This is a genomic window from Actinosynnema sp. NPDC037264, assembly GCF_055603705.1.
The window spans coordinates 1-14,182 of sequence record NZ_JBVJVK010000056.1 but is presented as its reverse complement, the minus strand read 5'-3'; the positions used below and the strand labels follow the sequence as shown (position 1 = coordinate 14,182).

Here is a 14,182-nt window from a genome sequence, read left to right as displayed (position 1 = left end):
CGTTCACCTCACCCGGAGGTCCTTCCACCATGCCGCGCCCCAGCGCGCGGCGAGCGCTACTCGTCCGTGGGCTGCTGGCCCTCGGCGTGCTCGCCGCGTCCGCGTTCACCCTGCTCACCGTCCAACCGCGCCTCGGCCTCGACCTGCGCGGCGGCACCCAGATCGTGCTCGAAACCCCGTCCGAGGCCACCTCCGACGCCACCGACCGGGCGATGGAGGTGCTGCGCCGCCGGGTCGACGAGCTCGGCGTGGCCGAACCCGTGCTGGCCCGGTCCGGCGATCACCGCATCGTGGTGGAGCTGCCCGGCGTGCAGGACCCGACCGAGGCCATCGAGGTGCTCGGCCGCACGGCCCAGCTGCGCGTGCAGCCGGTGACCGGGCCGGGCGACGTGCCCACGCCCGAGGGCGACGCGGTCGGCCTCGGCGAGGTCGTGATGACCGGCGAGGGCATCGAGGACGCTCGCGCCACGCCCAACCCGCAGGGCGTCGGCTACCTCGTCGGCGTCGACTTCCAGGGCGACGCGCCGCAGGCGTGGCAGCGGGTGACCGCCGAGGCCGCGTGCTCACCACCGGGCGACCCGAAGCGGCGGGTGGCGTTCGTGCTCGACGGCGAGGTCGTGTCCGCGCCTCAGGTGGACGTCTCGACGGTGTGCGGCACCGGCATGATCGGCGGCAGCACGTCGATCACCGGGCGGTTCGGCCAGGCCGAGGCCGAGGAGCTGGCGCTGGTGATCCGCTCCGGCGCGCTGCCCGTGCCGGTCGAGGTGGTGGAGCAGCGGACCGTCGGTCCGACGCTCGGCGCGGAGGCGATCGAGGCCAGCGCCCGTGCGGCGATCATCGGCGTGGCGCTGACCGGGCTGTTCCTGGTGTTCGTGTACCGGCTGGCCGGGCTGGTGGCCGTGTTGGCGCTGGGCGGTTACGCGGCCTTGGCGTACGCGGCGATGCTGGCGATCGGCGCGACGCTGACGTTGCCGGGGTTGGCCGGGTTCGTGCTGGCCATCGGCATGGCGGTGGACGCGAACGTGCTGGTGTTCGAGCGGTCGCGGGAGGAGTACGCGCGGCGCAAGCGCCTGCCGCGGTCGGTGGACCAGGGCTTCCGCGGCGCGTTGAGCGCGGTGGCGGACTCGAACGTGACCACGCTGCTGGCCGCCGGGCTGCTGTTCTGGCTGGCCACCGGGCCGGTGAAGGGGTTCGGCGTCACGCTGTCGATCGGTGTGCTGGCGTCGTTGTTCAGCGCCCTGGTGCTGAGCCGGGTGCTGTTGCAGCTGGTCATGCCGCTGCTGGAACGGCGGCCTCGGTGGAGCGGGCTGCACACGTTGGGGCGGGTGCGCACGTGGCTGACCTCGCGTGGGATCACGTTGTTCCGGCGGCCCCGGCGGTGGCTGCTCGCTGCCGGGCTCGTGCTGCTGGCGGCCGTCGGCGGACTGGTGCTGCGCGGGCTGGAGCTGGGCGTGGAGTTCACCGGCGGTCGGATGCTGGAGTTCACGGCCGCCTCGGTGGACACCGGTCGGGTGCGGGCGGAGCTGGCGTCCGCCGGGTTCGGTGACGCGGTCGTGGTGACGTCGGGCTCGGACGGCGTCTCGGTGCGCACGGGTCCGATCGACTCGGCCGCGGCAGTGCGGCTGGGTGAGGCGGTGGACCGCGCGACCGGTGGTGCGGAGCAGGTCAGCAACGAGCTGATCGGCCCCAGCCTCGGCTCGGAGCTGCGGCGCAACGCGTTGATCGCGCTGGCCATCGCGGTGGCCGCGCAGCTGGTCTACCTGGCCGTGCGGTTCGACTGGCGGCTCGGCGTGGCCACCGTGGTCGCGCTGGTCACGGACGTGGTCGTGCTGGTCGGCGCGTTCGCGTGGCTGGGCAAGACGGCCGACGGCGTGTTCCTGGCCGCGCTGCTCACCGTGATCGGGTACTCGGTGAACGACTCGGTGGTGGTGTTCGACCGGGTGCGCGAGCTGCGGCGGACGCGGGCGCCGTTCCCGGAGGTGATGAGTTCGGCGGTGCTGCAAACCCTGCCGCGGACGGTGAACACGGGTATCGGCGTGCTGTTCGTGCTGGCCGCGCTGCTGGTGCTCGGTGACGGTTCGCTGGCCGACTTCTCCACCGCGCTGCTGATCGGGCTCGTCGCCGGCACGGTCTCGACGGTGCTGACCGCGGCGCCGGTGGCGATCGTGCTGGAGGACCGATGAGCACCGGCCACGCGTTGCTGGCGGTCGGTGGGGCGTTCCTCGCCGCGGGCGTGATCGCGCGCGCCGGCGTCCGGATCGGACTGCCGACGATCCCGCTGTTCATGGTGGCGGGCATCCTGTTCGGGCCGCACACCCCTGGTCTGTCCCTTGTGGACGATCCCGGCGAGCTGGCGGTCCTGTCCAGCCTCGGCTTGGTGTTCCTGCTGTTCTACCTCGGCCTCGAGTTCTCGGTGGACGACCTGGTGTCGGGCGGCCGGCGGCTCGCGGTGGCGGGCGCCGGGTACCTGGTGCTCAACATCGGCGGTGGGCTGGCGTTCGGCTTCGCGCTCGGGTGGGGCACGCGCGAGGCGTTGGTGATCGCCGGCGCGATCGGCATCTCGTCGTCGGCGATCGTGACGAAACTGCTGGTCGAGGCGCGGCGGTTGCGCAATCCCGAGTCACGGCTGGTGATGGGCATCATCGTGATCGAGGACGTGTTCCTGGCGCTGTACCTGGCCGTGCTGCAGCCCGTGCTCAGCGGCACGTCCGGGGTGTCCGCGCTGGTGGACTTCGGCAAGGCGTTCGCGTTCCTGCTGGTGCTGGCCGCGATCGCGCGGTGGGGCGGTCGGGTGGTGACCAGGCTGTTCGGTTCGGCGGACGACGAGCTGCTGGTGGTGTGCTTCGTCGGCGTGGCGGTGACGGGTGCGGCGGTCGCGCACGAGCTCGGGGTGTCCGACGCGATCGGCGCGTTCATGGTCGGCGCGGTGCTCGGCGGTTCCGGCGTCGCACCCCGCGTGCACAAGCTGGTGCTGCCGCTGCGGGACGCGTTCGGCGCGCTGTTCTTCTTCATCTTCGGCCTGAGCATCGATCCCGGCGCCGTGGGGACGGTCGCGCTGCCGATCCTGGCGGCCGTCGCGGTGACGATCGTGCTGAATTTGGGCGCCGGCCTGTTCGCCGCGAAGCTGCACTCGTTCGACCGGCAGCAGGCGGTGGACATCGGCCTGACCGTGTTGACGCGCGGGGAGTTCTCCCTGGTCCTGGCGGCGATGGCCGTGGCAGCCGGCCTGGACTCCCGCGTCGCACCGTTCGTCGCGGGCTACGTCCTGCTGCTGGCCGTAGTGGGTCCGCTGGCCGTGCTGCGCTCGGCCCGGCTGACCTGGCTCCTGCCGAAACGGCTGTTCGCCGACCGCGTGCGTGAGGCGTGAGGATCGGTCGACAGGCCTCCGGGTCGCCGTCGTTCGGCCGGTCCGGTAGTGCCGCGATCGAGTGCTTGCGGGCGGCGCGGGCGGGAACGAGCATGATCGGCGAACCGACGACGCGGACGGGACCGCAGAGGGCCGGCAACCGGCCCGAGCGGGGGATGAGGGCACATGACTGGTCAGTTCGCCGCCTACCAGAACGAGATCTTCTGAGTGCTGTTCTGGCTGACCAGTCCTCTTCGGACTCCGCAAGCCTCTGACCAGCGCAGACTCTCTCGTTAGTTCTTGGTGGTTCTCGTGACCGCCCGACGTTGTACGGCCTGGTGACGGCCTGGAAATTGATCACCACATGGGCGCTGTCCTTGATGCGAACGACGCGTCAGGGACAGCGCCCGTCGTGCATCCTGGGCCTGGTGCTCATCGCCGGTGACCTTCTCGATGGCAAGACGGCGCAGCCGTCGCGGCAGCCGATCGCCGTGCCCAGCCCGACCAGGCCGCGTGACCGCGCGATCGTCCCGACCGGTGTTGCTCCCGAGCTGCTTGCGGATCTGGCCTCAGTGCTGGCGCGCCGCCACCCGGCCACGTGCACCGACTCCGCGCACGGCCGACGGGCGGAGCGAAGCGGGAGCCCGGCGTGCCGTGATGCGGGGAGTCGGTGCCAACATGTGCCGGACTGCCGCGCGCTGCCGCAGGCGGCGCGCCTTGATCCTATAGAGCCAAGCTCGGCAGACTATCCCTACACCGATCAGCGGTCCGCATACTCTTCATCGAACTCTTGGTCAGCGTCATCGGTGTCGTCGAGCTCCACGTCCGCACCGGCGTCCGACATATCGCCAAGTTCCTGGTCATCGTTGGAGAGAAACGCAATAAGCGCCTCTTCTCGCCGCACCCTCCGGCCTCGATCGCTAGCCGCCTTCTCCACTGCAACTTTATAGCGGATCACAGCCGGGGTTTCATCGCTATTGGGCTGCAGAGAGTCTACCCTAGATGCGAAGTCAAGCAACTTTTCCCGAAGGTCATCAAGCGGCCATTCCTGGACATCAATTTTCCGTCGAGCGATCGCCAGGAAAAGCGTGTAGAAGTCAGTCTTCCGGTACCAGCGAGACCCGTTCATCTTGGGTCGCGGAAAGAGGTCGACCAGATACGTCAGCACCTTATCGAAGCGTGCCTGCACATCGGATGCGAAAGGAAAATCGGCACTATATTGACGGTAATAGTGGTCTACGTCGTCCTTCTTGTTCTGTGGCCAATGAAGGTAGCCGATTATCAACTCGCTCACGTATTCCGAATCAAGCATCCGACGTTGCTGTAGCTTGGTGAACAAGCGGAAATGATCCCACTCGTCCCGTTTGACTAGCCATTCGACGACGTTCAGGAGGCCGCCGTGGTACATGGAGTACCTAAGTTCTTGTGAATTGAGAGCGATGTTTGATTGGTTTAGTCGGTGAAACATGTGGCGAATCTGCTGGTCGGATACTCCTTCCAGGTCGCGTACGATCAGCTTATAGCGCCTAAAGCGTTCCCTCGTGGTCGACTCCAGTTCGGAGAATTTCTTCCCCATCCATGGTGTCTCACGAAGAGCGTAAAGAGGCTGCAACTTCGCAGGGTCGAACTTGACGGCATACCCGTCGGCCATGTACTCGAGGATGGCCCGAAGCCGCTGCTGACCGTCAACTACGGCATACGTTTGAACGTCCTCGCCGGAGGCATCAACGATGATTGTCGAGTGCACATAGATTTCAGGAACCGGATAACCGCGAAGGACCGAGTCGATCAGAAAAGACTTTTCTTCGGTTGTCCATACAGGGCGACGCTGAAATGGTGGCTTCAAGTCCAAATAATTACGACGATTAAGGTCATTAAACCAGCCGATGGTTTGATGACTTGTATTGAGGAAGCTTTCACCCGACATCTCATCGGCCCTTCGTGTCATTCTTCTTGTTCTCGAGGTAGCGCCTGTACTGGTCCAACGATCGTATTTGCGCTTGCCGCAAAGACTCACTGTCCATATAAATTCGTACGGACATCTTGCGCCCTTGCAGCACCTCGGGTAGATAAGAGTTAGTGCGCTGCAACTCCTTGAACCACGTGGAGCCGAAAGGCAGATGGCCGAGGAAGTAATTCGCCGCGATCATCCCATCGAAGACATATGCTTCCCGATGCCTTCTGAAGAGCTTTCCGCCTTCCTCGTCCAAGCCAAGGACTACGGGATCTGTCCTTCTGAACCACGACCATGCTATATCGAAATGAGTGCGAGATATTACCGCTATATCGACATCAGATTCTCGTCCGAACACTCGGAAGTGCTTTCGGGGATTCAAACTGCGACCGGTTTTTGCGCTACCGACCAGCACAATGTCCCGCTGGTCGACCTCTAGACCGCTAGCGAGTTCCGCCCGCCATTTGAAGTACTGAGATTTAGAGTCGAAAACCGCGGGCAACCGGTCCAGTATCAGCTTGCCGACAAGCAAGGAGATCGGTTCGTCGGACTGTACGGCCGCAATGAAATCTTGCGGGCTGATCTGGAGCCAGTCAGACAATTTCTTCCGCTTTCGGTCGGCATGGTGTCAGATTGTACTTCTAAATCCCCGGTTAACTGGCGCATCGGGCGATTCCAAGTCTATCGTGTCGAAAATTTGCGTGAACTTCAGGGCCAGTGCTGGTGTGGCTGCGACCGTGTCGAACGATTGGTCAGTATGCGGGACGCCGCGACTGTCCGTCACGACGGCACCCGCTTCACGCGCAATCAGAATTCCGGCTGCCATGTCGAGCGTGTTGTTTGACAGGAAAATGGCGGCATCGGTTCGCCCCTCAGCCAGCCAAACCAGGTCATGTGCGGCCGATCCGAACATGCGTATCCGCTCCACTCGTCCTGCCAATGCAGCGGTCAATGCTATACGTCGTTCGTTCTTGCTAGCCGCAGCCTCGCCGGTTGCATAATCCCCTATGGATACGATAGCTTCTGAAAGCTTGGCGGTCTCCCTTGCGCGAAGACGGGCACCGTTTCCATAAGACCCCTGTCCACTCGCAGACCAATATTGCATGTTCATGTAGGGAAGGGACACGGCGGAGACGATGGCACGTCCCTCGTGGATGAGTGCGATTTGCACCGCACAGAGAGGAATGCCGTGGACGAAGTTCGCTGTTCCGTCGATAGGGTCGAGTGCCCATACATACTGACTGTCGGATGCGCGATTCGCTCGGCCCTCTTCTTCGCCGATGAATCCAAAATCAGGGGTTGTCTCCGCTAGGTAGGAGCGGATCTGGCGCTCGATTTTCACGTCTACATCGGTATAGGTATCACGATCGCCCTTTTTGGTGACGACTTCCGGGCGAGTGCTGCGGATGAGGTCTTCACCGATGCTGGCCGCCCGGCGTGCGATCTTGACTAGTCGGTCGAGGTGCTGCATCACCCAGTCTCCTTCGCGCGATCCCACATGGAGTCGAACACCTGGGAGAAGGTGGCGAACAGGCCGGGTACCGCTTCGTCCTTCTCGATCACGAGCGTAGGGGACTCGACGCCTCGGGCATCGGGCAAGTAGGGCTGGACCACGCAGGTCGCCTGGTCGGTGATGAGGATGTTGTACCGGAGTGGTTCGTCATAGACACGGATGTTGAGCTGTCCGCGTGCGTCGGGTGAGACCTTGGCACCGACTCGGCGCAGGGCTTCGATGTTGAGGCGGGTGAGCATGGAGAGGTGGCCATCGGGTAGACCCTCCTCCTGTTCGCGGGCTGTGATGTTGTGGCCGTTGGGGTCGAGGAAGAGAGCCTTGATGGTGGTGCCGGTTTCGATGGAGTCGAGTAGGGCCTTGTCGGAGTACTGCTGGCACAGGACGTTGAGGGACAGGCCCGCGATGTCGATGCTCTTCGCGCCCTCGAAGAGGTCGCGTGGGGTGACGTTGTGCAGGAACTCAGTTCGGCTGGGGTAGACGGCGGTGACGTCGGCCAGGCGGGCCTGTTGGGGCATCTGGACCGGGCGCGGCACGGGGTGGGTGGAGGCCGCGGTTCGTTGGGGCGGGGTGATGAGGCTGTCGGTGTCGCCCTCGTGTGGGGACAGGAGCTGCTCGGCAGTCCAGCTGGGGAACATCTTTTCGAGGATGCGGCAGTGGTCGGCGTAGGGCAGGCCGAGGAGGTCGCCGGACAGCCAGCGGTAGAACTGGGCCTTGCTGGGGTAGCGGCCGATCAGGTCGGTGTCGAGTTGCTTGGCGACGCGGTCGTACTCCTTGCAGAAGGTGCGGTAGCCCTGCATGTGGCGTTGTCGGAGCAGGACTCTCAAGAGAGTGGACTCTGTGGCCATGTGGTCTCCCCCCACGTGGTTCCTTCGGCCGAGGCTAGCACTTAGACGAGACCAAGACGAGACAACCTGAGATCGACACGCGGGCGGTACGCGGCAGGTGAGACCGCTGCGGAGCTGGGACGGGACCATTGGCCAACGAATCTGAATGGGCAAGCCGCGACACAGCGGCACCAGTCAGAGGAGTGAAGCCGATGGCGATCAGCAAGGGGTACCGGTTCCCCGTCTCGTTCGATGACGCGTTCCCTCAGGGCCTGGTGATGGTCGGGGAGGTCATGCCGGACACGGAGTATCAGACCCGTGACGAGAGGGCGGCCGGTCGGCCGGTGCGTCAGCGGGTGGACGAGGCGACCGGTAAGCGGCAGTGGAAGGTCACGGTCACCGACCCGCACGAGCCCAACGCCAAGCGCAAGAGCTTCGAGATCACGCTCTTGGCCGATGTTCAGCCGGTGCCGACGACCGGAGAGGTGTTGCCCGGTATGCGGCCGGTCGAGTTGGACGGGCTGACGGCTGAGCCGCGCATCGCGGGCAACGGTGAGTTCAAGTACCAGTCGTTCCTATTCCGGGCGACCGGTTTCCGGGCGGCGGGGAGGTCGGCTGGATCGGCTCCGGCCGGTGGCAAGTCGAACGGTGGCAGCGCCGAGGCCAAGGCCGCGTGAGCCGTGTCCGATCTTCAGCAACTGACCGTGCAGTGGCAGGCGGCGTACCGGAAGTACACCGAGGCGCACGAGGCGAACCGGTACGTCGCGGCCGATGATCCGGCGGCTGCGGCTCGGATCGCGCCGACCTATCGGCGGGTGGCGTGGTTGTGGCGGCAGCTCGCGGCGTTGGAGAGCACGCCGTGGTGGGCCAAGGCGGCGGCGTTGCACGCGGCCGAGACGTTCGACCACCAGGCCGACGTCAACGAGCGCGTTGCGGGTGGCGATCGGCAGGCCGGTGGGCATCGCGTTCACGCGCCGGTGGAGGGGGTGAGCGGTCGTGGCGAAGACCAAGCCTGACCGGTGGGTGGCGGCGTACGCGGTGACGTTGCTCAAGGACGCCCACGAGGCGTTGACGCACCTGATGCCCGCGCCGGATGCGTCGCCTGAGGTGTGGCGGGAGTTCTACCTGCGGTCGGCCGAGGTGTACGCGCGGGTCGCAGAAGTTGATCGAGGTCACCACCACGAGGCGCTGTATTGGGCCAAGCGCGAGGGTGCCAAGGCTGAGGGGGTTGAGTCGGATGAGCGTTGATCAGGCTGTGGAGCGGGGCCGTCGTCGGTCGAACGGGGTCGGTGGTCTGGCCCGTGTGGTGGGTGACGGCCTGCCGTTGGAGCAGTTGTCCGATGCCGGGTACACGTCGTTCATGTTCGAGGCGGTGATGCGCCGGCTTGTCGGCTACCCGAACGAGGCGTGGTCGTTGCGCTCGTTGGCGCGGTCCGTGGAGCTGCCGTACTCGGTGGTGCGCCACATCTGCAACGACCTGGTGGAGCTGGGTCACGTGACCGTCGACCAGGAGACGTTGCAAGGAGCGCTGTCCGTACACCGGCATCGTCTGTCGTCCGAAGGGCTCGCCTACTGGGGCGGGCCGGTCGTGGCGCACGAGTGGTTGCGGGATGCGGACATGTGGCGTGATTCGCGGTTGGTTCCGGTGATGGGGTCGCGCCTGTCGGACGAGGACCGGGCGCGTGGTGAGGCGGTCGGCTACTCGTTCCCTGTGCTGTACCGGGTGGCGGATGCGCTGGTACTGGTGCCGTCGCGAGCGTGGACGGTCGAGGACTTGGTGACGGCGGCGGGCGCGGCTGAGGAGATGGTGCGGCTGGCCTGCCTGGACTTGGTCGCGGCCGGTCACGCCACGGCGCACGAGTGGCGGGAGGACGGCGGGGAGGAGCGCGAGGAGACGCGGTTCAAGATCACCCTCGGCGGTCTCGCGGCCTGGTTGCGCTGGATGCCCGATCCGCTCGACTACTAGCTGACCGGTGGTGTGGGCGGGCATCGGATGCGGCGGTGTCCGCCCGCACTGGCGGGTGACAACTGAAGACGATCACTGACCTGTCGGTCGTGGTCGTCGGTGAACGGACCTCAAGTCTTGGCGGGCCTGGAGCAGTTCACCGACGACACAACGACCGGTCATTCTCGCGCGCTTTTGTTGACACACAAGGGGTTCCGGTCATGTCAAGGCTATCGGTACGTGGGGGTCACGCGTCAAGTCGGCGCGATGCCCCGTCTGTGTGGAAGCTGTCCAACGGTCGCCCCTGCGGGGCGTGCAATCGGTTCGGGATCTACGCGCCCAACCAGCTCGTCTGCTGCTCGTGTCTGGGGTGGCTGCCGCTGATCTTCGCCCCGGTGGGGCGTGCGTGATGGGCGGCAAGTGGGTGGACCCGGCTCCGTTCGAGGGTGTGCGGCCTCGGGTGCCGTGGTGGGCGCTGATGCCCGGTAAGGCGAAGTGGCTGGCCCTGCTGGTGGTCGCAGTGTGGCTGGGCCTGGTCGGCGTCGTGCGCCTGGTGCTCGTTGTCGTCCGGTATCCGGTGGTCACGTTGGTGCCGGTGTCGGCGGCTTGGTGCTGGTGGCGGTTCGGGCTCTCGCCGCTGGTGCTGGCGTTGTTGTCGCTGGTCGCGGCCCTGACCATCTGGGCCGGATTGGATCGCGGGTCGTTCCTGAGGCACGGCTGGTACCGGCTGCTGACCGAATGGCGACGCGCCACCGTGTACGTGCCCCGGTGGCGGTCGGTGATGCGCCTTGCCGACCTGGCCAAGCGGGACCGGGGGCGTGAGTTCCAGCCGAAACTGCGGCGGGTCCGGTCGGACGGCTGGCGGGATCGGGTCCGGGTGCGGATGGTGCCTGCCCAGTCGCCGGAGGTATGGGAGCTGCGGCGGGACGGCTTGGCGCACTCGTTCGGCGCTCGCTCGTGCCGAGTCCGGGTGCTGCGGCCTCGGGTGATCGAGCTGGACTTCGTCCACCGTGACCCGCTGCTGCGCCCCCTGACCGTGCCCACGCTGACGGATGCCGAGGTGGATCTCAAGCGCGTGGTGGTGGGCAGGACGGAGACGGGCAAGCCGTGGCGACTGCGGTTGCTCGGGTCTCAGGTGCTCGTGGTCGGCGTGCCGGGTGCGGGCAAGGGCTCGGTGCTCTGGTCGCTGGTCTGGCAGCTCGCTCCGGCCATCCGGACGGGGTTGGTGCGGCTCGTGGGGATCGACCCGAAGGGCGGGATGGAACTCGGTCAATGTCCCGACGCCTTCGATCGGGTTGTGTACGACAACGGACCGGAAGCCGTTGCCCTGCTTGAGGAAATCGCCGCAGAGGTCAAGGAGCGGGCGACGCGATACCGGGGTGTCCGGCGGCTGTGGGCGCGGTCGACGGGGGAGCCGTTCACGGTCCTGGTGGTGGACGAGCTGGCGGACCTGATCGCCTACCAGCCGGACAAGCAGCTCCGCGAACGAGCCGTGCGGGCTATCCAGACGATCACCTCACAGGGTCGCGCACCCGGCTACGCCGTCGTGGGCCTCGTGCAGGACCCGCGTAAGGAGGTTGTCGGGTTCCGGCACTTGTTCAGCACCCGCGTGGCGCTGCGCCTGGATGAGCCGCAACAGGTGGACATGGTCCTCGGTGATGGCGTCCGGCAGCGCGGCGCGGCGGCCCATGAGATCAGCGAGAACACGCCCGGCGTCGCGTGGGTCAAGCACGACGGGCAGCGGGAACCGGAACGGGCTCGGGCCTTCCACGTCACCGACGCCGATCTTGTCGAGCTTGGCGTCTACCTGGCTAACGCGACTGTGCACGACTTCCCCAACCAACCGGGCGGCACCGAAGGGAGGACGGCGGCATGAGCGGCGAGACTCGCGCGGAGCGAATGCGTCAGCCCATCGCCCTGGACGTGGCCAAGGCTGCCGCCGAGAAGTACGGCGTCTGCGTCCGGCCCTTCACGATGGAAGTGGAGGACCGGGCCACCTTCGAAGTCCGCTACGTGGCAGTGCCCTGCGGGTCGACGGTCGAAAGCGTCTGTGCGCCGTGCGCCAAGAAGGCCAAGGCGTTGCGGATGGTCCAGTGTCGTGAGGGCTGGCACATGGCTGAGGAACCCGACTTCACCCCGACCGCGCCGACTGAGGATCAGAAGGAGCTGCTGACGTTCCGGGCGGATCTGGTCAAGGCGTATCGGGAGGCGGTCGACGCCGGGGCTGCGGGTGACGCTGACGAGCTGCGGGAGGAGATTCACTCGGTCGACGCGGAACTTCGGCAGCTCGGTGTCCGGGGTCGCTTCCCCTCGCCCGACGCACCACCGAAGCGGCCGGTGAAGCGGTCGACCAGGCGGCGGCAGGATGCGCCGAACTTGCCTCGGCGGCGGGTGGAGAAGCGGACCGTGGGCCGGGAGTACGCGGGAGGATTCCGGCCCTCGATGTTCGTCACGCTCACCCTCGACACCTACGGGCGGGTGCGCGACGACGGCACACCGGTCGACCCGGACACCTACGACTACCGGCGGGCGGCTCGGGACGCGGTGCACTTCGCCTCACTGGTCGACCGGTGGTGGCAGAACCTGCGTCGGGTCGTCGGCTGGGACGTGCAGTACTTCGCCACGGTCGAACCACAGCGTCGAGCTGCGCCCCACCTCCATGCGGCAATCCGCGGTTCGATCCCGCACGAGACCATCCGGCTCGTCACGGCGGCCACCTACCACCAGGTCTGGTGGCCCAACCACGACGAACGGGTCTACGGCGGTGACCACCTGCCGGTCTGGGACGCACGGGCGGAAGCGTTCGTCGACCCCGACACCCGGCGGCCGTTGATGGTCTGGGCGGACGCGGTCGAGGCCGTGGACGAGCCGGCGCACGTGGTGACCTTCGGCCGTCAGGTTCACTCGAAGGGCATCCTCGGCGGCTCGGAGGAAGCCGGGCGGCACATCGGCTACCTGACCAAGTACCTCACCAAGTCCATCGGTGAAGTGGTTGAGCAGAGCACCGACCGACAGCGGCGGCACGCTGACCGCCTGGCGGACGAGCTGGCCGTGACGCCGTGCTCTGACCGGTGCGCCGTGTGGCTGCTCTACGGCATCCAACCGCGTGGCGTGGGCTCCCGAACTACCCCTGGGCACTGCAAGGGGCGGGCGCATCGGCGGACCACTCTCGGCCTGCCTGGTCGGCGGGTGCTGGTGTCGCGCAAGTGGTCGGGCAAGACGCTCGCCGACCACCGGGCCGATCGAAAGCGCTTCGTCATGGAGGCGCTCAAGGCCGTGGGCATCGAGAAGCCGGAACCCGACACCTCTCAGCTCGTCTGGCACAAGGTCCGGCCCGGTGACCCGAACGTGCCACCACGCGCGCACCAACTCATGCACGCCATCGCGGAACGAACGCGATGGAAAGCGGAATACGACCGGGCGATGCTCGCGGCCGGTGAACCGGCGGAAGTTTCGGCAACTTCGCTAGCAGCTTGACAACCGTGGGGGGAAGTCATGACTGAGATCGAACCTCTGTGGGGTGTGGACGAGGTATCGGCGTTCTTGGGTGTTCCGGTCAAGACGCTCTACCAGTGGAAGTGGCAGCGCGTCGGACCGCCCGTGAAGAAGGTGGGGAAGTACCTCCGTTATGTCCCGGCTCGGGTGCGGGCCTGGGCTGACCAGGTGGACGAGAACGCCGCCTGATCTTTCGGCAATTCGATCGACAGGAGAAGACTGCCGTGGGGCACATCCAAGACCGCTGGTGGCGGCCGAAGGTGGACGAGTCGGGCAAGCCTGAGCTGGATGCCAAGGGCAAGCCCACTCGCGAGAAGACCGAGCTGTACGGGGTGGGGATGCGGTACAAGGTCCGCTACATCGACCCGTCCGGGCAGGAACGCAGCAAGAGCTTTCCGGACAGGCAGCGGAGTGCTGCTGATGCGTTCCTGCTCGAAGTCGAGAACCAGAAGCGCACCGGTACGTACCTCGACCCGGAAGCGGGCAAGGTGTCGTTTCAGGTGTACGCGGATTCGTGGCTGAAAGATCAAGCTTTCGACGGCAGTACGCGCAACGCGGTCGAGCGGCGGTTGAAGAAGTTGGTCTATCCGTATCTGGGCGGTAAGGAGATCGGCTCGATTTTGCCGACTCACATCCGTAGCTGGCTGCGCGCGTTGCAGCAGAAGAAGTTGGCCGGTGGAACGCGGGCTGTCGTGTTCGTGCATGTCTCGGCAATCTTCAACGCCGCGATTGACGACAAGATGATCGCCGAGAACCCGTGCAAGGCCAAGAGCGTGACTCGACCGCAGCCGGACAAGCGCAAGATCGTGCCCTGGTCGGCGGGCAAGCTGGCGGCTGTCCGGCTCGCGTTGACGGCCAAGTACAAGATCGTCGTTCCGCTCGCGGCTGGTTGCGGCCTGCGTCAGGGCGAGGTCTTCGGGCTCTCGATGGACGACGTCGACCGCGACGAGAAGGTGCTGCACGTTGTTCGGCAAGTGCGTGTCGTGGACAACGTGCAGGTGTTCGCGCCTCCTAGGGCGTGTCCGCCGGAATGTTGATCGTAGGGTTTGATCAAATTGCGTTGTGGCGCGTGGTGATCTGACGGATGCGGAGTGGGCGATCCTGG

The 14,182-nt window shown here is 66.2% G+C and carries 14 protein-coding genes; 10 read left to right on the top strand and 4 right to left on the bottom strand.

Annotated elements, in window-relative coordinates:
* Positions 1-29: 29 nt before the first annotated feature.
* Positions 30-2,183, top strand: a complete 2,154-nt coding sequence (gene secD, locus ACZ7GX_RS36665) for a protein translocase subunit SecD (protein WP_498783785.1) — start codon at positions 30-32, stop codon at positions 2,181-2,183.
* Positions 2,180-3,367 carry a cation:proton antiporter gene (locus tag ACZ7GX_RS36660; protein WP_498783784.1) on the top strand — a complete coding sequence of 396 codons (1,188 nt, stop codon included), beginning with the start codon at positions 2,180-2,182 and terminating at the stop codon, positions 3,365-3,367. Before secD ends, ACZ7GX_RS36660 begins: the two co-directional genes overlap by 4 nt.
* A 739-nt stretch (positions 3,368-4,106) precedes the next feature.
* Here the strand turns inward: ACZ7GX_RS36660 and ACZ7GX_RS36655 are convergent.
* Genes ACZ7GX_RS36655 through ACZ7GX_RS36640 form a run of 4 tightly spaced genes read right to left on the bottom strand, consistent with a single transcriptional unit; the run spans position 4,107 to position 7,658 of the window.
* The gene (locus tag ACZ7GX_RS36655; protein ID WP_498783782.1) at positions 4,107-5,273 is read right to left on the bottom strand and encodes a GmrSD restriction endonuclease domain-containing protein; all 1,167 of its coding nucleotides are present in this window, start codon (positions 5,271-5,273) and stop codon (positions 4,107-4,109) included.
* Between the two features lies 1 nt (position 5,274).
* Complete coding sequence (locus tag ACZ7GX_RS36650) at positions 5,275-5,901, bottom strand: hypothetical protein (RefSeq protein WP_498783780.1); 627 nt, start codon at positions 5,899-5,901, stop codon at positions 5,275-5,277.
* 27 nt (positions 5,902-5,928) lie between these two features.
* Positions 5,929-6,771: an inositol monophosphatase family protein gene (locus ACZ7GX_RS36645; RefSeq protein WP_498783843.1), complete on the bottom strand. Its 843-nt coding sequence runs from the start codon at positions 6,769-6,771 to the stop codon at positions 5,929-5,931.
* Positions 6,771-7,658: a DUF5919 domain-containing protein gene (locus ACZ7GX_RS36640; RefSeq protein WP_498783778.1), complete on the bottom strand. Its 888-nt coding sequence runs from the start codon at positions 7,656-7,658 to the stop codon at positions 6,771-6,773. Before ACZ7GX_RS36640 ends, ACZ7GX_RS36645 begins: the two co-directional genes overlap by 1 nt.
* Before the next feature lie 191 nt (positions 7,659-7,849).
* Here ACZ7GX_RS36640 and ACZ7GX_RS36635 point away from each other — a divergent pair, with 191 nt between their 5' ends.
* The 8 genes from ACZ7GX_RS36635 to ACZ7GX_RS36600 all read left to right on the top strand — a co-directional run bounded on the left by ACZ7GX_RS36635 (position 7,850) and on the right by ACZ7GX_RS36600 (position 14,114).
* A complete protein-coding gene (locus tag ACZ7GX_RS36635) occupies positions 7,850-8,314 on the top strand; it encodes a hypothetical protein (protein ID WP_461121667.1) in 465 nt (154 codons plus the stop codon).
* Positions 8,315-8,317: 3 nt separating this feature from the next.
* Complete coding sequence (locus ACZ7GX_RS36630; protein ID WP_498783776.1) at positions 8,318-8,653, top strand: hypothetical protein; 336 nt, start codon at positions 8,318-8,320, stop codon at positions 8,651-8,653.
* Positions 8,634-8,885 (top strand): AMED_5909 family protein, encoded by a 252-nt coding sequence (locus tag ACZ7GX_RS36625; RefSeq protein ID WP_498783774.1) that lies wholly within the window; start codon positions 8,634-8,636, stop codon positions 8,883-8,885. The genes ACZ7GX_RS36630 and ACZ7GX_RS36625 overlap by 20 nt, the downstream gene beginning before the upstream one ends.
* Entirely contained in the window at positions 8,875-9,603 is a 729-nt protein-coding gene (locus ACZ7GX_RS36620; RefSeq protein WP_498783773.1) for a hypothetical protein, read from the top strand. The genes ACZ7GX_RS36625 and ACZ7GX_RS36620 overlap by 11 nt, the downstream gene beginning before the upstream one ends.
* A 388-nt stretch (positions 9,604-9,991) precedes the next feature.
* Positions 9,992-11,458 carry an FtsK/SpoIIIE domain-containing protein gene (locus tag ACZ7GX_RS36615; RefSeq protein WP_498783771.1) on the top strand — a complete coding sequence of 489 codons (1,467 nt, stop codon included), beginning with the start codon at positions 9,992-9,994 and terminating at the stop codon, positions 11,456-11,458.
* The gene (locus ACZ7GX_RS36610) at positions 11,455-13,059 is read left to right on the top strand and encodes a replication initiator (protein WP_498783769.1); all 1,605 of its coding nucleotides are present in this window, start codon (positions 11,455-11,457) and stop codon (positions 13,057-13,059) included. The genes ACZ7GX_RS36615 and ACZ7GX_RS36610 overlap by 4 nt, the downstream gene beginning before the upstream one ends.
* An 18-nt stretch (positions 13,060-13,077) precedes the next feature.
* Positions 13,078-13,266 carry a helix-turn-helix domain-containing protein gene (locus ACZ7GX_RS36605; protein ID WP_498783767.1) on the top strand — a complete coding sequence of 63 codons (189 nt, stop codon included), beginning with the start codon at positions 13,078-13,080 and terminating at the stop codon, positions 13,264-13,266.
* 35 nt (positions 13,267-13,301) lie between these two features.
* Positions 13,302-14,114, top strand: coding sequence for a tyrosine-type recombinase/integrase (locus ACZ7GX_RS36600; RefSeq protein ID WP_498783765.1), 813 nt, complete (start codon positions 13,302-13,304; stop codon positions 14,112-14,114).
* Positions 14,115-14,182 lie beyond the last annotated feature (68 nt).